This window comes from Gordonia sp. KTR9, from assembly GCF_000143885.2.
Lineage (GTDB): Bacteria > Actinomycetota > Actinomycetes > Mycobacteriales > Mycobacteriaceae > Gordonia.
In genome coordinates this window covers 4635210-4653433 of record NC_018581.1, presented here as the reverse complement: position 1 = coordinate 4653433, position 18224 = coordinate 4635210, and the positions used below count along the sequence as shown (strand labels likewise).

Genomic DNA, 18224 nt, shown 5'->3' with positions numbered 1-18224 from the left:
CAGCCAGCCGACGGACATCCGACCCGTCGGTTCACGAAATGACAGCTGCCACTCCGATTGTCAGGCAACCGAATGACATTCGTCTCGATCAGCGCAGCGAGTAACGGACCGGCAGGTGCTTGAGTCCACCCACGAAGACGGTCGCGGCCAGCTCGGGCTTTCCAGCCGGTTCGATGGTGTCGAGCCGCGGGATCAACTCGGCGAAGAAGCTCCTCATCTCCATTCGAGCCAGTGCGGCGCCGAGACAGAAGTGGACGCCGTAACCGAACGACAGGTGCTTGTTGGGGAAGCGGCCGACGTCGAAGGTGTGCGGATCGTCGAAGACCTCTTCGTCCCGGTTGCCCGATGTGTAGGCGAGATAGACGGATTCACCCTTGGCGATGGGGACACCCCGCACCGAGGTGTCCTCGGCGGCGGTGCGCATGAATTCCTTGACCGGCGTGGTCCACCGGATCATCTCCTCGACCGCAGTGCCGATGAGTTCGGGTTCGCGTCGGAGCCGTTCGAGTTCACCGGGATTCTCGATCAGCGCCCGTAGCCCACCGGAGATCGCGTCCTTGGTGGTGTCGTGCCCGGCGCTCGCCACGATCACGTAGTACGACGCGGTGTCCACGTCGGAGAGGGGCTCGCCGTCGACGAGGCCGTTGGCGATGGCCGACGCGAGGTCCTCGGTGGGGTGAGCGCGCCGGGAGGCGGTCAGCTTGCCGAAGTAGGCGAAGAAGTCCAGGAGTGTCGCCATCCGCTCCTCGAGGGTTGCCCCTCGCCGGTACTCGGCGTCGTCGGCACCGAACATCTCCTGTGTGAGCTGGTGCATCCGCGGGAAGTCCTCTTCGGGGAGACCCAGCAGCGAGAGGATGACGTACAGCGGGAAACCGACCGCGATCTCCTCGACGAAGTCGCACTCCGGGCCGATGTCGCGCATCCGGTCGACGTAGCGCTTGGCGAGTTCGTCGACGCGCGACTGCGGATCCCGCAGGGCCTTCGGCCGGAACCAGTCGGCGCCGATCGCGCGGACCTTGCGGTGATGCGGGTCGTCCATGTGGATCAAGGTGCGCAGTCCCGCACCGGATTCCAGCTGCGCTCGTGCGGCGTCGTCGGCGGCCGCGGTGGTCAGCACCGGTCGCGGTTCACTGAGCCACAGGTTGTTGTCGCGCTCGATGTCCATGATGTCGGCGTGCCTGGTGATGGCGTAGAACGGCCGGTACGGACCATGGTCGACGCGCGGCACCGGATCGTGCGCACGCAGGTACGCCATCGCGGCATGCAGTCGCGGCTCGTCGGTGTAGGCCTTGGCGTCGGCGAAGACGCCGGCGGCGTCGTCGGTCATGCTCGAGCCCGCGCTGCTTGTCGCCACCGATGCGTCCTTCCGTCGAGGGGTACTCCTCGCACCGAGTGTCCGATATCGGCGTGTTCGGGGTCGGCGGATTGGCGAACATGCTCGCTTCACGCCCGCCGGGCACCGGTATAGAGATGACTGCCGCCCGGAGGCCCGTTCGAGGGGGTGACGGCCCATCCGGGACGAGTCACGCGCCGAATGGCGGCCATGAGCACCGCGACCGAATCCGGCGAGGACGCCACCCCGACTTCCCGCTGCGACGGCGCGACGACTGCCGACTCCACGGGCGACTACCTGCCGATCGCCGACCACGGTGTCATCGGAGACCTCCGCACCGCGGCCGTCGTGGGAGTCGACGGGCGGATCGACTGGTTCTGCTGTCCGCGGTTCGACTCGCCGAGCGTGTTCGGCTCGTTGCTCGATGCGCACCGGGGCGGCGCATGGACGGTGGAACCGGTGGACGGTGACGTCACCACCCGGCAGTTCTACCTGCCCGACTCCAACGTGCTCGTCACCCGCTTCCTGAGCGAGGACGGAGTCGCCGAGGTGCAGGACCTGATGCCGATCGCCAGACCACACGATCCCGACCACCGAACGCGGATCATCCGTCGGATCTCCTGTGTGCGGGGTTCCGTCCGGTTCCGCGTGACGGTCGCGCCGCGGTTCGACTACGGCCGTGCGGAGCATACCCTCGTCGTCGAGGACGAATCCCGGGTTCGCTTCGAGACCGACGACCTGGTGCTGCATCTCGTCTCGACCGTCCGCGTCGACACGGTCGACGACCGGGATGCGCTGGCGGACTTCACCGTCGAGACCGGCGAATGCGTCACGTTCGTCCTCGCTCCCGACCCCATCGGGACGGAACTACTCGACCACGACAGTTCTCCCGCGGTCGTCGCCGCGACCGTCGCGTTCTGGCAGGACTGGGTCTCTCGGTCCTCCTACACCGGCCGATGGCGGGAGATGGTGCATCGGTCGGCGCTCACACTCAAACTGCTGACGCATGAGCCGTCCGGGGCGGTCGTGTCCGCGGTCACCGCCGCACTTCCCGAAGAGATCGGCGGCGAAAGGAATTGGGACTACCGCTATGTGTGGATCCGCGACGCGGCGTTCACGCTCTACGCGCTGTTGCGGCTGGGGTTCACCGACGAGGCGAGCGCATTCATGGACTGGCTGACCTGCCGATTCGACGACGGCGCTGACGTGTCGGGAGATCTGGGGCCGCTGCGATTGATGTACACGCTCGACGGCGACCCGCCACCGGCCGAGACCGAGCTCGATCATTGGGAGGGTTACCGGCAGACCTCGCCGGTGCTGATCGGGAACGCCGCCGCCGACCAGCTCCAGCTCGACATCTACGGCGAACTCATCGACTCGGTGTACCTGTACAACAAGTACGGACCGGGCATCTCCTATGGATCGTGGACACATCTGTGCACGGTGGCCGGCTGGCTCGTCGACAACTGGGACCGCCCGGACCAGAGCATCTGGGAGGTGCGCAGCAAGCCGCAGGACTACGTCTACTCGCGCGTGATGTCGTGGGTGGCGCTGGAGCGGATGATCCGGATGAGCCGTCAGCGCGGACTGCCCGGTGACGTCGCCGGTTGGATGAAGGCCCGCGACGACATCTTCGTACAGATCATGGAGCGGGGTTGGAACGACGAGGTGGGAGCGTTCGTCCAGACCCTCGATTCCGACCGCCTGGACGCGGCACTGTTGCTGATCCCCGCCGTGAAGTTGTTGTCGCCCACCGACGATCGGTTCGTCCGCACTCTCCAGCGGATCGAGGAAGAATTGGTGAGCGACTCCCTGGTGTTCCGGTACGACACCGACGGCGGGCACGACGGCATCGACGGAGCCGAGGGCACCTTCTCGCTGTGCTCGTTCTGGTACGTCGAGGCGCTCACCCGGACCGGCCGTCTGGGCGACGCGCGTCTCGCGCTCGAGAAGATGTTCACCCACGCCAACCACCTCGGCCTGTACGCCGAGCAGGTGGGTCTGACCGGTGAACAACTGGGCAACATGCCGCAGGCGTTCACCCACCTCGCGCTGATCAGCGCGGCCATCAACCTCGATCGGCAGCTGGGTGACTGATGCAGGTGCCCCCGATCTGACCCTCTTCCTCAGATCCAGCCGGACCCGCCGCACAGGTCGTCGGCGGCCGCGGGGCCGGTCGACCCTGCCGCATATGGTTGCGGTGCAGGCGGATTCGTCAGCACCGGTGCCGCGACCTCCCAGACATGTGCGAGGCCGTCGGGCCGGGTGAACAGCGACCGGTCACCGCGCAGCACATCGACGATCAGTCGTGCATAAGGTGACAATCCGTCGGCCACCTCGTCGAGCTTCTCGGTCATGTGCGCGACGGAGAGGTCGGTCCCCGAACCCGGTTCCTTGATCGTGACGGCGAGGTCGATGGCACCGTCGCCGGCCAGGTCGAAGGTCAGCACGGTGCCGTCGGTCGGAGTGTCGGTCAGCGGACCGTCGGCGGGCGCGCGGAAGACCAGGCTGAGGCGTTGCGCGCTGTGGTCGAGCATCTTGCCGGTACGGAGCAGGAACGGGACACCGTGCCAGCGGTCGGTGTCGACCCACAGGCGCACCGCCGCGAACGTCTCGGTGGTGGAGTCGTCGGGGATGCCCTCGGTGTCGCGGTAGCCCTCGTATTGACCGAAGACCACCTCGGCGGGGTCGAGCGGCCGGAAGGCGGCGATGACCGACTCCCGGGCGCCGAGCAGGTCCTCGGCGCCGAGCGAGACCGGAGGTTCCATCGCGACCTCGGCCGCCACCTGGAACAGGTGCGTGACGATCATGTCCAGGAATGCCCCGGTGGCGTCGTAGAACGCGGCGCGGTCGGCGATGTCGAGGGTTTCCGGGACGTCGATCTGGACCTCCTCCACGTGCTCGCGGTTCCACACCCCGGCGAACAGGCCGTTGGCGAAACGCAGCACGTGCAGGTTCTGGGTGCTCTCCTTCCCCAGGAAATGGTCGATCCGGTAGATCTGGTCTTCGTCGAGGGATTCGTGGACCGCCTCGTCGAGGGTCCGGAATCCGTCGGGTGACGTACCGAACGGCTTCTCGTAGACGACGCGCGAGTTCTTCGCGAGACCGTGCGCGGCGATCGCTTTCGTGTAGTCGACGAAGGTGGTCGGCGGGAGGGCGAGATAGTGGACCAGCTGGGCTGTGCCGCCGACGGCGTCCCGGGCGTCGTCGATCACCTCCAGCAGGCGGCCGGGATCCTCGGCGGTGAACCCGCCGCCGGCGAATCGGATGGTCTCGGCGAACGAGGCCCATTCGTCCGAGGACACCGACGCGTCCGAACCGAATTCCTCGATCGCGTCCTTCACGTGCTGCCGGAACTCGTCGTCAGTGCGGTCGCCCCGGCCGTTGCCGATGAGCTGCCATCCGTCCGGGAGCAGGCCTCGACGGTGGAGTTCGAACAGCGAGGGCAGGACCATCCGCTTGGCGAGGTCGCCGGTCGATCCGAAGAGAACGAAGATCACTGCCGCGTCCGTGGCGGCAGGGGCGTCGGACTGTGTCGCGGTCTCCCGGGCGGAGCTGTCTGCGGTCATGCATTCAATACTGCCGGTCGACGACGCGGCGGCACGGATAGTGTTCTAGATCACAAATCCAGTAGACCTGAGCGGAATGCACTCAACTCTAGTGGCGTTACAGACCTCGTAGGGCTCATACTTGAGCCTGTTGGACTAAAGAGAAAGGTGCACGCGAGTGGACAGCTTCACCCCCACCACCAAGACGCAGCAAGCATTGAGCTCTGCTGTGCAGGCGGCGGCCAGTGCTGGCAACCCCGACGTGCGACCGGCCCACATCCTCGTGGCACTGCTCGATCAGTCCGACGGCATCGCGTCGCCGCTGCTCAAGGCAGTGGGCGTGGACCCGTCGAGCGTTCGTGCGCAGGCCCAGGCTCTGGTCGATCGCATGCCGACGGTATCCGGCGCCAGCTCGACGCCTCAACTATCCCGCGAATCGATCGCGGCCGTCACCGCTGCCCAGCAACTGGCCGGCGAGCTCGACGACGAGTACGTCTCGACCGAGCACGTCGTCGTCGGTCTGGCGACCGGTGATTCCGATGTCGCCAAACTGCTGCACAACCTCGGTGCGACTCCGCAGGCTCTGCGCGAGGCGTTCGTCGCCGTGCGCGGCAGTGCGCGGGTCACCTCCGAGGACCCCGAATCGACATACCAGGCTCTCGAGAAGTATTCGACCGACCTGACCGCGGCGGCCCGCGAGGGCAAGCTCGACCCGGTCATCGGCCGCGACACCGAGATCCGGCGCGTCGTGCAGGTCCTCAGCCGTCGGACCAAGAACAACCCGGTCCTGATCGGTGAACCCGGTGTCGGCAAGACCGCCATCGTCGAAGGACTCGCCCAGCGTATCGTCGCCGGCGACGTGCCGGAGTCGTTGCGCGGCAAGACCGTCATCTCCCTCGACATGGGTTCGATGGTCGCCGGTGCCAAGTACCGCGGTGAGTTCGAGGAACGACTCAAGGCCGTACTCGACGAGATCAAGGGATCGGCCGGCCAGGTCATCACCTTCATCGACGAGCTGCACACGATCGTCGGCGCCGGTGCGACAGGCGATTCCGCGATGGACGCGGGCAACATGATCAAGCCGATGCTCGCCCGTGGTGAGCTGCGGCTGGTCGGTGCCACGACCCTCGAGGAGTACCGCAAGTACATCGAGAAGGATGCCGCACTCGAGCGTCGGTTCCAGCAGGTGTACGTCGGCGAGCCGTCGGTCGAAGATGCCATCGGCATCCTCCGCGGCCTCAAGGACCGGTACGAGGTGCACCATGGTGTGCGCATCACCGACTCCGCATTGGTCGCCGCCGCAACGCTTTCCGATCGCTACATCACGTCGCGGTTCCTGCCCGACAAGGCCATCGACCTCGTCGACGAGGCCGCGTCGCGGTTGCGGATGGAGATCGACTCGCGCCCCGTCGAGATCGACGAGGTCGAGCGGATCGTCCGTCGGCTCGAGGTCGAGGAGGTCGCCTTGCAGAAGGAGACCGACGCGGCGTCGAAGGACCGGCTCGAGAAGCTGCGCGCCGAACTGGCCGACCAGAAGGAGAAGCTCAACGAGCTCTCCGCCCGGTGGCAGTCGGAGAAGACCGCGATCGACGCGGTTCGCGACCTCAAGGAGGAGCTGGAACGGCTTCGCGGCGAGGCCGATCGGGCCGAGCGTGACGGTGACCTCGGGCGCGCAGCCGAACTGCGGTACGGCAAGATCCCCGGCCTGGAGAAGGAACTCGAGGCCGCGATCGAGAAGACCGGCACCGATCCCTCGCAGGACGTGATGCTGCAGGAGGAGGTCGGCCCCGACGACGTGGCGCAGGTCGTGTCGGCGTGGACCGGAATCCCGGCCGGACGCATGCTCGAGGGCGAGACCGCCAAGCTGCTGCGTATGGAAGAGGAACTGGGACACCGGGTCATCGGCCAGAAGGACGCGGTGCAGGCGGTGTCCGACGCGGTGCGTCGTGCACGCGCGGGCGTCGCCGACCCGAACCGGCCACTCGGCTCGTTCATGTTCCTGGGCCCGACCGGCGTCGGCAAGACCGAGCTCGCCAAGGCGCTCGCCGAGTTCCTGTTCGACGACGAGCGGGCCATGGTCCGTATCGACATGAGCGAGTACGGCGAGAAGCACAGCGTGGCTAGGCTCGTCGGCGCACCGCCCGGCTATGTCGGGTACGAGGCCGGTGGTCAGCTGACCGAGGCGGTGCGGCGTCGTCCGTACACGGTGGTCCTGTTCGACGAGATCGAGAAGGCCCATCCGGACGTCTTCGACGTGCTGCTGCAGGTGCTGGACGAAGGTCGCTTGACCGACGGGCAGGGCCGGACGGTGGACTTCCGCAACACCATCCTGATCCTGACCTCCAACCTCGGCGCGGGCGGCGACAAGGACCACGTCATGATGGCCGTGCGCTCGGCGTTCAAGCCCGAGTTCATCAACCGTCTCGACGACGTCGTGATCTTCGACGCCCTGAGCCCGGAGGAACTGGTGTCGATCGTCGACATTCAGCTCGGCCAGCTCAAGAAGCGGCTCGCGCAGCGCCGCCTCGACCTCGAGGTGTCGACCAAGGCCAAGGAATGGCTGGGCGCACGGGGATTCGACCCGCTGTACGGTGCCCGTCCGCTGCGCCGGCTGGTGCAGCAGGCCATCGGTGACCAGCTCGCCAGGCAACTGCTCGCCGGAGACATCCGCGACGGTGACGTGGTGCCGGTCAACGTCAGTGCCGATGGCGAGTCGTTGGTACTCGGCTGAGTTCAGCTCGACAGAGTTCATCGCAAGACAAGGGACCCATCCTTCGGGATGGGTCCCTTTGTCGTCGGTGGGTGATCGTCGATGTGGGGGCGCGGTTCAGTGGGTGGCCAGGAGCGTCATCAGGTGCGCTTCGACGAGGGAAGGCCGGGGTGGGAGTGGGCCGGTTCGTGGCGGTCGGACGTCGATGACGTGGCTGGTCTTCAACCATGAGCGGCGCGGGTCGTGGTGGTGTGGCTTCTCCGGGCGAGCTTGATCGCCGGGCCGGGTGGTCGGTCCGTGGATCTCGTCGCGCACGGTGTTCAGATGTTCTGCGAACCGCCGGGGTATGTCGGGTCGGCGGTTGATGTGTTCGGGGTTGGGTGGGGCGCCGGGTTCGGCGTTGAGTTTCCAGGCGCAGCGGCCTTCGTCGGGTCCGGAGCGTTCGATGCGGGTGGTGTACTGGCCGGGCTGGTCACCGACCATGCGGTTGTGTCGTGGGCATGCGGGTGCGAGGTCGTCGATGTCGGTGAGGCCACCGTCGGCCCAGTCCCGTTGTGCGTGGTGCATGTCGACGTGGGTGGCCGGTTGGTCGCATCCCGGTGCCGAGCACACCTCGCCGTCGGGGCGGGCGAAGGACACGAGCCGCTGGTTCCGCGTGGCGAAACGTTTTCCGCGCCCGAAGTACAGCGGAACGGTGGTGGCGTCTTTGAAGATCGCCAGCCATGGTTGCGTGTCGGCGGCGAGTGCGATGACGTCTGGGATGGGCAGCAGGGTTCCGGTGGCGGTCGTGGCGAGTCCGGCTTCGCGGACGAGGTCGCCGAGGTCGGCTTTGATGATCAGTTGCACGGGCAGGCCGCGGTGTGTCGTGCCGAGCGTGCCGTCGGCGAAGCCCGCGGTGAGTGCGGCATCGAGAGCGTCGTGGTTGATCTGGGCGAGGGTGCGGCCGTCACGATCGGCTGCGGTGGCCACGGCTTCGGGGTCGGCGGTGCCGGCCGGCCCGCGGGGCGAATGAGGGTCGTCGGGGTTGTTGAGTCCGGGTTTGCCCCAGACCGCGAACATCATCGTCATACGGGCGACGAGTTCGGGGGTCAGTGTGCCAGAGATCTTGGCGGTACCGTCGGCGCGCTGCCGGCCGATCCACAGGTTGCGGCGTCGTTTCTGGTCGGTGTCGTCGGCCAGGGTGCCGTCGGGGTCGAGATGCGCGAGGAGCCGCGAGCCGAGTTGGGTGATGTCGGCGGGGGTGTGGGCTTCGGCGATCTCGGCCATCTGTCGTTCGGCGGCGACCCTCACGTCGTGGTCGACGGCTGTCGGGATGCGGTCGAGGACATCCAGTGTGGCCTGCACGTGCGCGGTGCCGACCGTGCCTTGAGTGAAAGCCTCAGCCAGGCAGGGGTGTTCGGGTGGCAGGACGTCGCCGCCGAGGCTGGTCCGGTTGGTGGTGGCGTCCATCTGCTTACGGCGACGCATCGGATTCGACACTCGCAGCCGGTGGGTCATGAACTGCATGAGGGTTCGGCAGCCGGTCTTGCGGGGGAGGTCGCGGGCCTCGGCCTGGTCGATCTGCCGGTCACCGGCGACTGTCAGTCGTGCGATGGCGCGTTCGGTATCGACTGCGACGTCGATGAGTTCGGCATCGGTGCACGGCGACAGATCCACCGACTGCAGCTCGTCGAGCACGCGGTGGAGATCGGCGAGCAACGCGACCGCACGAGGGGATGGCACGTCGGTGCCGACGTCTCGTTGGGAATCGAACATGACCGTCACCCCCCCGTGTGCGGTTCGAATATCGTTCAAGTGTACATCAATGTCGACGCATGGCAAGCCCAAACACCGTGTTGTGCAACGCTATTCGGCAGCCTCAACTTGTCGGTGCCGTGTGGTAGAGGGCTCGGGCGGGAGTGTTCTCTCGCGACTCACGCTGCGATCTGACCGACAGGCGGCCACCGCGCCACCGCTCAGACGAAGATCGCCTGCAGGGCTCGTACGACGTCGTGGTGGTCCCGTATCGGCCGGCATCGCCCGTGGCCGATGAGCGCCAGGTCCTGGGCGAGTTCGGTGTCGTGTTCACCCGAGGTGTCGAGTAGCACGTCGAGGCGGGGGAGCCGTCCGGCCACGTCCCGGGGATCGGGTCCGGCGTTGTGGACGCAGTCGCTCAACAGGATCACGCGGGCATCGGCGGACGGTACACCGGAAAGCTGTTCGAGGGCGGTCTGAAGTGGGAAGGCCACATTGGTCAGGCCCTGCGCGGGCAGGGCGAGGAGTTCGTCGACGAGACGCTCGGTGGTCACCGGCCGGCCGAGGGGGACGATGAGCGCGGCGTCGGACCAGAAGGCGATGACGGCGAGATCGTCACGCCCGAGTTCACCGGCGAGAGCGCCGGCAGTCGCTGCCGCGGTGCGGACCTGTTCGCCACGGGTCGAGCCGGACACGTCGACCGCGAGCACGATCGAGCGCCGGCGCCGGACCCGCTCGCGCACGCGGATGTCGTCGTCCTCGGGGATCGGGTTGCCGATGAGTGCTTCGAGTGTCGCGTCGAGGTCGAGTTCGTCGGAGCCGCCACGCCACCGCTGGGTGGTGAGGGTTCCGTTGGCGCCGCGACGTGCCTTCAGTGTGTCCACCGGACGCGCGAGACGGAGGCGCCTCGCGAGCTGTACGGCTCGCTCGCGCGCGATCGGGTCCGGTTGTGTCGCGGCGGATTCGTCGTCACGGGCACCTGCGTCGTCGGTGACCGTGCCGATTCCTCGCGTCGAGCCCGACGGTGCGTCTCGCGTCCTTCGGCGATGTCCCACCTCGGAGAGGGCTCCGCCACCACCGGAGGATTCGAGCAGCACGGGGTTCTCCGACAGCTGTTTGGGTTTGCGCCGCAGGGGTTTCCGGCGACGGGCCCGTGCGGTGACCGAATCACGCCGGAGGGGTGAATCGGCCTCGACCTCTCTTCAACCCGGCTCAGCCGCCGCCGGCGCCAGCAGGAAGTGGTTCTGCCAGATCTCGGCGAGCACCTGCTCGGCAGTCGTGAACACGGTGTCGTCGAGGTGGATTCGGCCGGACAGGGCGACCTGCATGGCGTCGAGGAAGGTCGCGGTGTAGTCGGACGGCAGGTCGCGCGGCGGTGCGATCGCGTCGTCGGCCGGAATGGTGATGCCGCGCATCTCGCACAGCTGATGTGCGAGCAGTGCGGTGTCGATGGCTCCGCGTACGCTGCTGCCCTGTCGGACGGCGTCGTTCCGGCGGGTGTCGCGGGTGACGCCCACGGCGTCTGCGACCACCCGCCTCGACGTCAAACCCGTCCTGCGCGAGACGATATCCCGTTCGGCCGCATCGTCCTGGTAGTCGACGACCAGCCGGCACATCCGGTCGTAGACCGAGGTCGACAGGCGTGTCGTCCCGACGTTGTCGAAGGGGTTCATCGACGCAACGATGCGGAAACTCGGCTGTGCGGTGATGGTGCCGACGCGTGGGACGGTGATGGTGCGCTCGGCCATCGCGGTGAGCAAGGTGTCGATGGTGTCCTCGGGTGCCCGATTGAATTCCTCGACGTAGAGGAACCCGCCGGCGCGCATGGCCTCGATCAGTGGGCCGTCGACGAAGTTGTCGGGCGAATAGTCCTCCCGCAGAACCCGTGCCGGGTTGTGGTGACCCACGAGGCGACCGGGGGTCAGGTCGGCATTGCCCTCCACCAGTACGAGCGGAATGCCCCAGTCGGCGGTGATCGATCGCAGCAGCGTGCTCTTGGACGTGCCCGGCGGGCCTTCCAGGATCAGGTCCCGGCCGGCGGCGACCGCGGCCAGAACCAGATCGAGCTCGCGATCGCGGCCGACGACCTCGGCGGCGATCCGGGCCCGGATCGCCGCGAGGCCGTGGGTCTCCAGCGTCCGAAGTGCGGTCATCTGACCGGCTCCTGATTGACTCCGGTGAGGAGCAGGTGACCGGCATCCACCGGGATCGTCACGCCGGTGACGGACGCTGCCAGATCCGAGTTCAGGTACAGCGCTGTGTTCGCGATGACCTCGGGTGGCATGAACGAGTGTCCCTTGAGGGCGTGGAAATGGTATCCGCCTTCGATCAGGTCCTCAGGAGTACCGCCCTCGTGGCCGGCGAACATGTCCCACGCGCCCTGCTGATCGGTCATCGGAGTGCGGATGGCGCCCGGATTGATCGAATTACACCGGATTCCGTGCGGCGCGAGTTCGAGTGCGATGTTCTTCATCAGCCCGATCACGCCGTGCTTCGTGGCGACATAGTGCGCGTAGTTCATCCCCGGTTCGAGTCCGTTGACCGACGAGGTGATGACGATCGACCCGCTCTGTCGCTCGATCATGTGCGGCGCAACCGCTTTGGCAGATTTCCACACCCCGGTGAGGTTGACGTCCATCATGTCCGACCACATCTGCTCGGACATCTCCCAGAACGGTGCGCGGGTCCAGATGCCGGCGTTGGCGATGAGAACGTCGATCTTCCCGATTTCGGCGATCCCCGCAGCGACCGCGTCGTCGAGTTGGGTCTGGTCCCGGACGTCGGCGTCGAAGGTGAGTGCCCGCCGGTCGAGCGCCTCGACCTGGCGCACGGTCTCGGCCATGTCATCGGCTGTCGCCAGTGGGTAGTCGACGGAGTCGAGCTGCCGGGTGATGTCGAGCAGGATCACGTCCGCACCCTCGCGGGCGGAGGTGAGCGCGTGCGCGCGACCCTGGCCGCGCGCTCCGCCGGTGATGAGTACGGTCTTGCCGTCGAGTAGTCCCATGTCGGTGCCTCTTCTAAAGTCGTCCGCCGGCGTCGACGACATGGGTGGTCCCGGTGACATAGCGGCCGTCGTCGGAGACGAGGTAGAGGATGGCGTTCGAGATGTCGACCGGTTCGACCATCGAGACCGGCAGCCGGTTCATCTCTCGGGCGGCCTCTTCGAAGTCGGACAGCTTCGGGCTTTCGAGGTCGGGTCGGAAGAGCTGGTAGGTGGCGTCATTGAGGATCATGTCGGTCGCCACCGTCGTCGGGTGGACGGTGTTGACCCGGATGCTCTGTGGCCCAAGCTCTTTGGCGAGAACCTGCATCATTCCGACCAGCCCGGCCTTCGCGGCGGTGTAGTGGGCGATGTTCTCGTAGGCGATCAGCGCGGCCAAGGAACTCGTCAGGACGATCGAGCCGCCGCGCCCGCCCGCGACGATGTGTGGTGCCGCGGCGCGCACGGTCTTCCACACGCCGGTGAGGTTGATGTCGATCATGGTCTGCCACATCTCCTCCTCCATCTCCAGCGCAGGTGACATGGCGCTGATACCGGCGTTGGCGAGGACGATGTCGATACGCCCCAGTTGTGCCATGCCGTCGTCGGCGGCCTTCTGCAGCGCCGGCAGGTCGCGAACGTCGGCTTCGGAGGCGACGATCCGGCGGTCGAGTGCCTCCACTTGACGCACGGTCTCCTCGAGGTCGCCCGGCCGGGCGGTGTCGTAGGGGACGGTGTCGACCTGCTGGGAGATGTCGACCGCGATGATGTCGGCGCCCTCCTGCGCCAGGCGAACCGCGTGACTGCGTCCCTGACCGCGCGCTGCTCCGGTGATGAAGGCGACTTTGCCCTCCAGCTTGCCCATGGTGATCCCTTCGACATGACGTGCGACCAGTGATGCACGTCTCCCCGACGACGATATGTCACGGCGTGCCATAACGGTGGCGAAACAATCTTTTCGATGTCAGGTGGGTGCGGTCGGGTAGGGGTGACACGATGGCGGGCATGGAAACCGCACGGTCCTCGGAGGCGCGCGCCGACCGGGGTGGCCGTCCCGCGACGACCAGCGCACATGAACTCGCCGCCCGAGCTCAGGAACTGTTCCTCGAGCGAGGCTTCGAGAAGACGAGTGTGGGCGACATCGCCGACGCGGCGGGGGTCAGCCGCCGGACCTTCTTTCGCTACTTTCCGACCAAAGCCGACGTCGTGTGGGTCGAGTCGGCGGCCGAACTCGATCACTTCCGCCAACTCGTCGCCGCGGCGGCCACCGACGCCCCTCCCCACCTGATCGTGACCGAGGCGTTCATCGCCTCAGTCGATCACGGCCGGGCCGAAGCGCGGTGGGCGCGCCATCGGGCGCAGCTCATCCTCACGGTCCCCGCGGTGCAGGCGCAGGCGAACGTCGTCTATCGGCAATGGCGGACGGTCATCGCCGATCTCGTCCGGACGCACTCGGCCGGCCGTGACGACGACGCGTACCCGACCGCGGTTGCATATGCAGTCATCGCGGGATCATCTGCCGCACACGAGATGTGGCTCGAGCGTGACGATCTGGAGCTCGGTGACTGTCTCCGACGCATGTTCGAGCTGATGGTGCCGGAGCCTCCGTCCGACCGGTGACGTCAAGTGGCCACCGCCTGAGTGGCACTCAGTGCTGCGCGGCCGTGACATCCGTGCCGCGAGGCACGAGCGTGAAAACGGCCACGGCGACGACGATGAGTGTGAGTCCGCCGATCAGGCTCGTCTCCTGCATGGCGTCGGTGAACGCCGTCGCCGCCCGCTCGGCGAGACCCGGGGCGCCGGCCGACTCGGCGAGACCCATGGCGGCGCCGAGGGATTCGGCGGCTGCGTCGGTCACCTCGGCGGGAACGCCGGGGATCGGGTCGGTCGTCAGCGTGGACCGGTACAGGATCGAGGCGACGCTGCCGAGGATGGCGACGCCGAGCACGTTGCCGAGGTCATAGGCGGTCTCCTCCAGCGCGGCCGCATTGCCCGCCTTGGCATCCGGGGTGCCGGCCATGATCATCGCCGACGCGATCGCCAGCGAGCCGATACCGGATCCGACGAGCACCTGGGCGACGGCGACCGTGCCGTAGCCGAGCCCGTCGGAACCGACGGACATCAGCGCCATGCCGACACCGGCGATGCCGATGCCGCCGGCCACGACGGCGCGCGCGCCGATCATGCGGGACAGCGGGGCGGCGATCATCGAGGAGACCATCGCCGCCCCCGCCACCGGCAGCAAGCGGACACCGGCCGCGATCGGGGAGTGTCCCTCGACCAGCTGGAGCCATTGGGCCAGCAGCAGCAGTGCCGCGGCGAGTCCGAACATCGAGCCGAGCGCGGCGAGGACTCCCGCGCTGAACGGGCGGCTGCGGAACAGGGAGATGTCGAGCAGTGGTTCCGTGCGACGCCGGCAGCGCCGCACGAACAGGGTCAGGATGAGGACCGCGCCGAGGAGGGCCAGCCAGGCGGCCGGCGCGAGGAGGCTCTCTTCTTTGGCGAACCGCTTGATCGCCCAGACCAGTGCGACCATGCCGGCGATCGACATCAGGGCACCGACGGCGTCCCACCGGCCTGGTTGCGGGTGCTTGGACTCGGGCAGGATCACCAGGGCGGCGACGATCGCGACGACCATCAGCGGGACGTTGACCAGGAACGCGGCCCGCCACGAGAAGTACTCGAGGAGAACACCGCCGACGATCGGGCCGACTGCCGCGCCGAGACCCGACACCGCGGCCCACAGCCCGAGGGCGGTGGCGCGCTCGGCGGGGTCGGTGAAGATGCTGCGCAGCAACGACAACGTGGTCGGCATGATCATCGCGCCGCCCACGCCCAGCAGCACCCGCACCGCGATCACCGCGCCGGGCGAATCGGCCAGCAGGACCAGTGCCGAGGCGCCGCCGAACACCGCGAAGCCGGTGACCAGCATTCGCTTTCGGCCCCACCGGTCGGCCAGCGAACTCATAGAGAGCAGCAGCCCGGCCAGGACGAGGGAGTAGGCGTCGATGATCCACAGCTGCTGATCGGCGGTCGGGCGCAGGTCGGCGGCCAGATCAGGCAGCGCGACGTTGAGGATCGTCAGGTCGACCGTGATCACCAGCAGACTGGCCGACAGCACAGCGGCCGACGCCCATCGGCGCCGGAAGGACAGGCCCGGTGCGGTGCCTTTCGACGAGCTGGTCGTCGACGGGTGTTGCGTCATCATCGGCTCCGGTTCTCGTCGGTCGGCGAAGTCAGCCCGGTCAGGGCCGTCAGGGCGGCGGTCAGGTCGTCGATGGACAGCGGTGTCCCGTAGAGGAGTGCGTGCATCGCCACCCCGTCGGTGTAGGCGGCGATCGCGCGGGCGGCCGTGTGACCGACGCGGGGCGCCAGCATCTCGACCAGTCCGTCGGGCCAGCGGACCGCGAGCGGACGCAGCGAGGGATCGATCACCGCAGCCGACACGAGTGCGAGGTCGGCGCGGATCAGCCGTTCGTCGGACATGTACTCGTGGAGCGCCTCGGCGAAGACCGCGGCCGAGGGCCCGTGTTCGTCGAGTGTCTCCGCGACCTCGGCAAGTCCGGAGTCGATGTCATCGGCCAGGCGGCCGAGCGCTGCCTCGCGCAGATCGTCGAGCGTGGCGAAGTACTGCGTCGTCGAACCGAGTGGCACGCCGGCACGTCGGGCGACGAGTCGGTGTGTGAGACCGTCCGAGCCGACCTCGGTGATCAGGGTGGCGGCGGCCTCGATGATCGTCCGACGGCGTTCCTCGGGATCTCGGCGGCGGCGGGCCGTGGCCTCCGTCATGACTGTCCTCTCGGCGATAATGTACGTATGTACATGTACAAAAGTACATTAAGGCTTGCCGGTGTTCCAGGTCAAGTGCTGGCATCATGCGACCATGGCGGTACGCAGGATGGATGCGGTCGAGCTGCCCCGGACGGCCCTCGAGGCCTTCCTCTCGTCGTCGGCCTTCGCGGAGATGCTCGATCCAGACGACGAGCGGACGGCATCGCGCGGTGCGGCGGCGCGACGTGCCGAGGTCGCCGACGTCGTGCGCGCCGTCGACCGTTTCGCCGGCCGGCGGTTCGTCGACCGGGAGCGAGCCGGTGAGGTCGTCTTCGGCGGGGTCACCGGTGGCGGGCTGGGCGTCCGGCCGTCGGTCGTCGACGAGGTGCTCGCCCTGTTGCGGCCGGTCGCGGTCCCGCCGCCCGGTCCCCCGAAGCCGGTTCCGCACGAGGCTCGGTCGGCCCTCGGGGTGTACGCGTACGCCCTGATCGATCCGCGCGACGCATCCTTGTTTTATGTCGGCGCGGGCCGCGGCGACCGCGTGCACCGCTACTCGGCTGCCGCGCTGGCGGGGGTCGTGCCCGATCCGGCCGACGTCGTCGGTGATGACGACCCGGCCGCGGTCGCGGACGCGATCGCCGAACGCATCCGCGACATCGATGCCGATGGGTTCGGCGTCGAGCACTGGTTACTGCGCTACGGCATCGGCAGCGCCGATTCGGCTGAACTGCATGCTCTTTCGCTGAGGCGCTCCGGGCTCGACGTCGCCGCCCTGGCCGCATCGGACCTACCGGCCGCGCCGGATGCACCCGGGCCCTGGCGCATCGAGGAGCTCGTCCTGCGATACGCGGCGCCGGTGTCGCCGCCGCTGCCGGACCCGTGCGTGCTGGTGAAGGTCGACGCATCGGCTCGCAGCGACGCGACCGCCGAGGTCATCTACGAACATTCCCGCAGCGCCTGGCGTGCGGGGCCGCACCGGACCGTGCCCGACCTGCCCGTGCTGGTCTTCGCCGATGATCTCGTCCGCGCGGTCCACCGCGTCGACTACTGGGAGTCCTATCGCGACGCCGAGGGCAATCTCGACCCGAAGCGATGGGTGTACACCGGCAAACCCGACGCGGAGCTCGAAGCCCGATATGTGGGCACGAGTCTCCGGGAGGTGCGGCAGGAGCGCGGCGGGAAGTGGAACCCGTCCGGGTGGCACCCCTACGGACACGTTCCCTGAACCCCGGCCTCACCCCCGATGGAACAAATCCGCTTCGTCGTCCAGAGCCGGGGCGTGCGGCCTGGTAGAACTCGCGGCATCGTCCGTCGACAGAAGGCCACCCCATGTCACCAGATCGCCGCACGACACCAGACCGCCGCACAGCTCTGATCACCGGCGCCTCCGCGGGTATCGGCAAGACGTTCGCGGCGCACCTCGCCGCGGAGGGATACGACCTCATGCTGGTTGCGCGTCGAGCGGACCGGCTCGACGAGTTGTCCGAGCGACTGGGTCGAGAACACGGTGTCCGATGCGAGGTCTTCGCCGGGGACCTGTCCGACCCCGCGACACCGGGCGCGATCATCGAGCACGCCGAGGAGGCCGGGCTGGGCATCGATGTGCTGATCAACAACGCCGGGATGTCCCTCAGCACCAAGTTCGCCGAGACGCCGTGGGAGGAGGTGGGAGGCCAGCTGCAGTTGATGCTGACCTCATTGACCGAACTGTCCCATCGAGTGGCTCCGGGGATGAAGGAGCGGCAGTGGGGGCGGATCGTGAACCTGTCCTCCATCACGGCGATGTTGCCTCCCGCGGAGGGCCTGCTCTACAGCGCCATCAAGTCCTATGTACTGCTGATGTCCCAATCCCTGGACATGGAACTGAAGCCGCACGGTATCCACGTGACGGCGCTCTGTCCCGGATTCACCAGGAGCGAGTTCCACGATGCGATGGGCGCGGAGACCCGTCAGACCGCCGATCGATTGCCGGGTGTGCTGTGGCAAGACCCCGAAGACGTCGTGGCCGAAGGGTGGAACGCGGTGATGAAAGGCGACGCGGTGTGCGTGACGGGGATGGTGAACAAGCTGGCCACTGCGGCCGTGCGGCCCATTCCGCCGGGTATCCAGTACTTCCTCGGCCGGACGCTCAACCCGTTCAAGTAGAAC

14 protein-coding genes are annotated in these 18224 nt (G+C 67.6%); 5 read left to right on the top strand and 9 right to left on the bottom strand.

The features are described 5' to 3' along the window. Window positions 1-88 precede the first annotated feature (88 nt). Window positions 89-1327: a cytochrome P450 gene (locus KTR9_RS21505; protein WP_044507248.1), complete on the bottom strand. Its 1239-nt coding sequence runs from the start codon at window positions 1325-1327 to the stop codon at window positions 89-91. A gap of 207 nt (window positions 1328-1534) precedes the next feature. On the opposite strand from KTR9_RS21505, the gene KTR9_RS21500 reads away from it, so the two are divergent. Beyond that, window positions 1535-3430 carry a glycoside hydrolase family 15 protein gene (locus tag KTR9_RS21500; protein WP_014928100.1) on the top strand — a complete coding sequence of 632 codons (1896 nt, stop codon included), beginning with the start codon at window positions 1535-1537 and terminating at the stop codon, window positions 3428-3430. Window positions 3431-3459: 29 nt separating this feature from the next. Here KTR9_RS21500 and KTR9_RS21495 read toward each other — a convergent pair whose 3' ends face one another. Then, window positions 3460-4902, bottom strand: coding sequence for a glucose-6-phosphate dehydrogenase (locus tag KTR9_RS21495; protein ID WP_238553968.1), 1443 nt, complete (start codon window positions 4900-4902; stop codon window positions 3460-3462). A 157-nt stretch (window positions 4903-5059) separates the two neighbouring features. On the opposite strand from KTR9_RS21495, the gene clpB reads away from it, so the two are divergent. After that, window positions 5060-7612, top strand: coding sequence for an ATP-dependent chaperone ClpB (clpB, locus tag KTR9_RS21490; RefSeq protein WP_010844726.1), 2553 nt, complete (start codon window positions 5060-5062; stop codon window positions 7610-7612). A 96-nt stretch (window positions 7613-7708) separates the two neighbouring features. Here the strand turns inward: clpB and KTR9_RS21485 are convergent, their stop codons facing one another. From KTR9_RS21485 to KTR9_RS21465, 5 genes are all read right to left on the bottom strand, one after another. Then, window positions 7709-9346, bottom strand: coding sequence for an HNH endonuclease signature motif containing protein (locus KTR9_RS21485; RefSeq protein WP_014928098.1), 1638 nt, complete (start codon window positions 9344-9346; stop codon window positions 7709-7711). Between the two features lie 200 nt (window positions 9347-9546). After that, window positions 9547-10422: a vWA domain-containing protein gene (locus KTR9_RS21480; RefSeq protein ID WP_014928097.1), complete on the bottom strand. Its 876-nt coding sequence runs from the start codon at window positions 10420-10422 to the stop codon at window positions 9547-9549. A 105-nt stretch (window positions 10423-10527) separates the two neighbouring features. Then, window positions 10528-11478 (bottom strand): AAA family ATPase, encoded by a 951-nt coding sequence (locus tag KTR9_RS21475; RefSeq protein WP_014928096.1) that lies wholly within the window; start codon window positions 11476-11478, stop codon window positions 10528-10530. Next, complete coding sequence (locus KTR9_RS21470) at window positions 11475-12329, bottom strand: mycofactocin-coupled SDR family oxidoreductase (protein ID WP_014928095.1); 855 nt, start codon at window positions 12327-12329, stop codon at window positions 11475-11477. Before KTR9_RS21470 ends, KTR9_RS21475 begins: the two co-directional genes overlap by 4 nt. Before the next feature lie 13 nt (window positions 12330-12342). Continuing rightward, the gene (locus KTR9_RS21465) at window positions 12343-13170 is read right to left on the bottom strand and encodes a mycofactocin-coupled SDR family oxidoreductase (protein ID WP_014928094.1); all 828 of its coding nucleotides are present in this window, start codon (window positions 13168-13170) and stop codon (window positions 12343-12345) included. Window positions 13171-13301: 131 nt separating this feature from the next. Between KTR9_RS21465 and KTR9_RS21460 the strand changes: the two genes are divergently transcribed. Then, entirely contained in the window at window positions 13302-13925 is a 624-nt protein-coding gene (locus KTR9_RS21460; protein ID WP_014928093.1) for an acyl-CoA-like ligand-binding transcription factor, read from the top strand. Between the two features lie 28 nt (window positions 13926-13953). On the opposite strand, the gene KTR9_RS21455 is transcribed toward KTR9_RS21460, so the two are convergent. Together KTR9_RS21455 and KTR9_RS21450 are read right to left on the bottom strand one after the other, a co-directional pair. Further along, window positions 13954-15510, bottom strand: coding sequence for an MFS transporter (locus KTR9_RS21455; protein ID WP_044507246.1), 1557 nt, complete (start codon window positions 15508-15510; stop codon window positions 13954-13956). Beyond that, a complete protein-coding gene (locus tag KTR9_RS21450; RefSeq protein WP_014928091.1) occupies window positions 15510-16094 on the bottom strand; it encodes a TetR/AcrR family transcriptional regulator in 585 nt (194 codons plus the stop codon). Before KTR9_RS21450 ends, KTR9_RS21455 begins: the two co-directional genes overlap by 1 nt. 109 nt (window positions 16095-16203) lie before the next feature. Here KTR9_RS21450 and KTR9_RS21445 point away from each other — a divergent pair, with 109 nt between their 5' ends. Continuing rightward, a complete protein-coding gene (locus KTR9_RS21445) occupies window positions 16204-17301 on the top strand; it encodes a hypothetical protein (RefSeq protein ID WP_014928090.1) in 1098 nt (365 codons plus the stop codon). Between the two features lie 104 nt (window positions 17302-17405). Then, window positions 17406-18221 (top strand): SDR family NAD(P)-dependent oxidoreductase, encoded by an 816-nt coding sequence (locus tag KTR9_RS21440; protein ID WP_014928089.1) that lies wholly within the window; start codon window positions 17406-17408, stop codon window positions 18219-18221. The last annotated feature ends 3 nt before the right edge of the window (window positions 18222-18224 follow it).

Bases quoted from the DNA above. Each gene is read 5' to 3' on its own strand.
- KTR9_RS21500 (WP_014928100.1), top strand. From the start codon at position 1,535: ATGGCGGCCATGAGCACCGCGACCGAATCCGGCGAGGACGCCACCCCG.
- KTR9_RS21465 (WP_014928094.1), bottom strand. From the start codon at position 13,170: ATGGGCAAGCTGGAGGGCAAAGTCGCCTTCATCACCGGAGCAGCGCGC.
- KTR9_RS21460 (WP_014928093.1), top strand. From the start codon at position 13,302: ATGGCGGGCATGGAAACCGCACGGTCCTCGGAGGCGCGCGCCGACCGG.
- KTR9_RS21485 (WP_014928098.1), bottom strand. From the start codon at position 9,346: ATGTTCGATTCCCAACGAGACGTCGGCACCGACGTGCCATCCCCTCGT.
- KTR9_RS21445 (WP_014928090.1), top strand. From the start codon at position 16,204: ATGGATGCGGTCGAGCTGCCCCGGACGGCCCTCGAGGCCTTCCTCTCG.
- KTR9_RS21470 (WP_014928095.1), bottom strand. From the start codon at position 12,329: ATGGGACTACTCGACGGCAAGACCGTACTCATCACCGGCGGAGCGCGC.
- KTR9_RS21450 (WP_014928091.1), bottom strand. From the start codon at position 16,094: ATGACGGAGGCCACGGCCCGCCGCCGCCGAGATCCCGAGGAACGCCGT.
- KTR9_RS21440 (WP_014928089.1), top strand. From the start codon at position 17,406: ATGTCACCAGATCGCCGCACGACACCAGACCGCCGCACAGCTCTGATC.
- KTR9_RS21495 (WP_238553968.1), bottom strand. From the start codon at position 4,902: ATGACCGCAGACAGCTCCGCCCGGGAGACCGCGACACAGTCCGACGCC.
- KTR9_RS21475 (WP_014928096.1), bottom strand. From the start codon at position 11,478: ATGACCGCACTTCGGACGCTGGAGACCCACGGCCTCGCGGCGATCCGG.
- KTR9_RS21455 (WP_044507246.1), bottom strand. From the start codon at position 15,510: ATGACGCAACACCCGTCGACGACCAGCTCGTCGAAAGGCACCGCACCG.
- KTR9_RS21505 (WP_044507248.1), bottom strand. From the start codon at position 1,327: ATGACCGACGACGCCGCCGGCGTCTTCGCCGACGCCAAGGCCTACACC.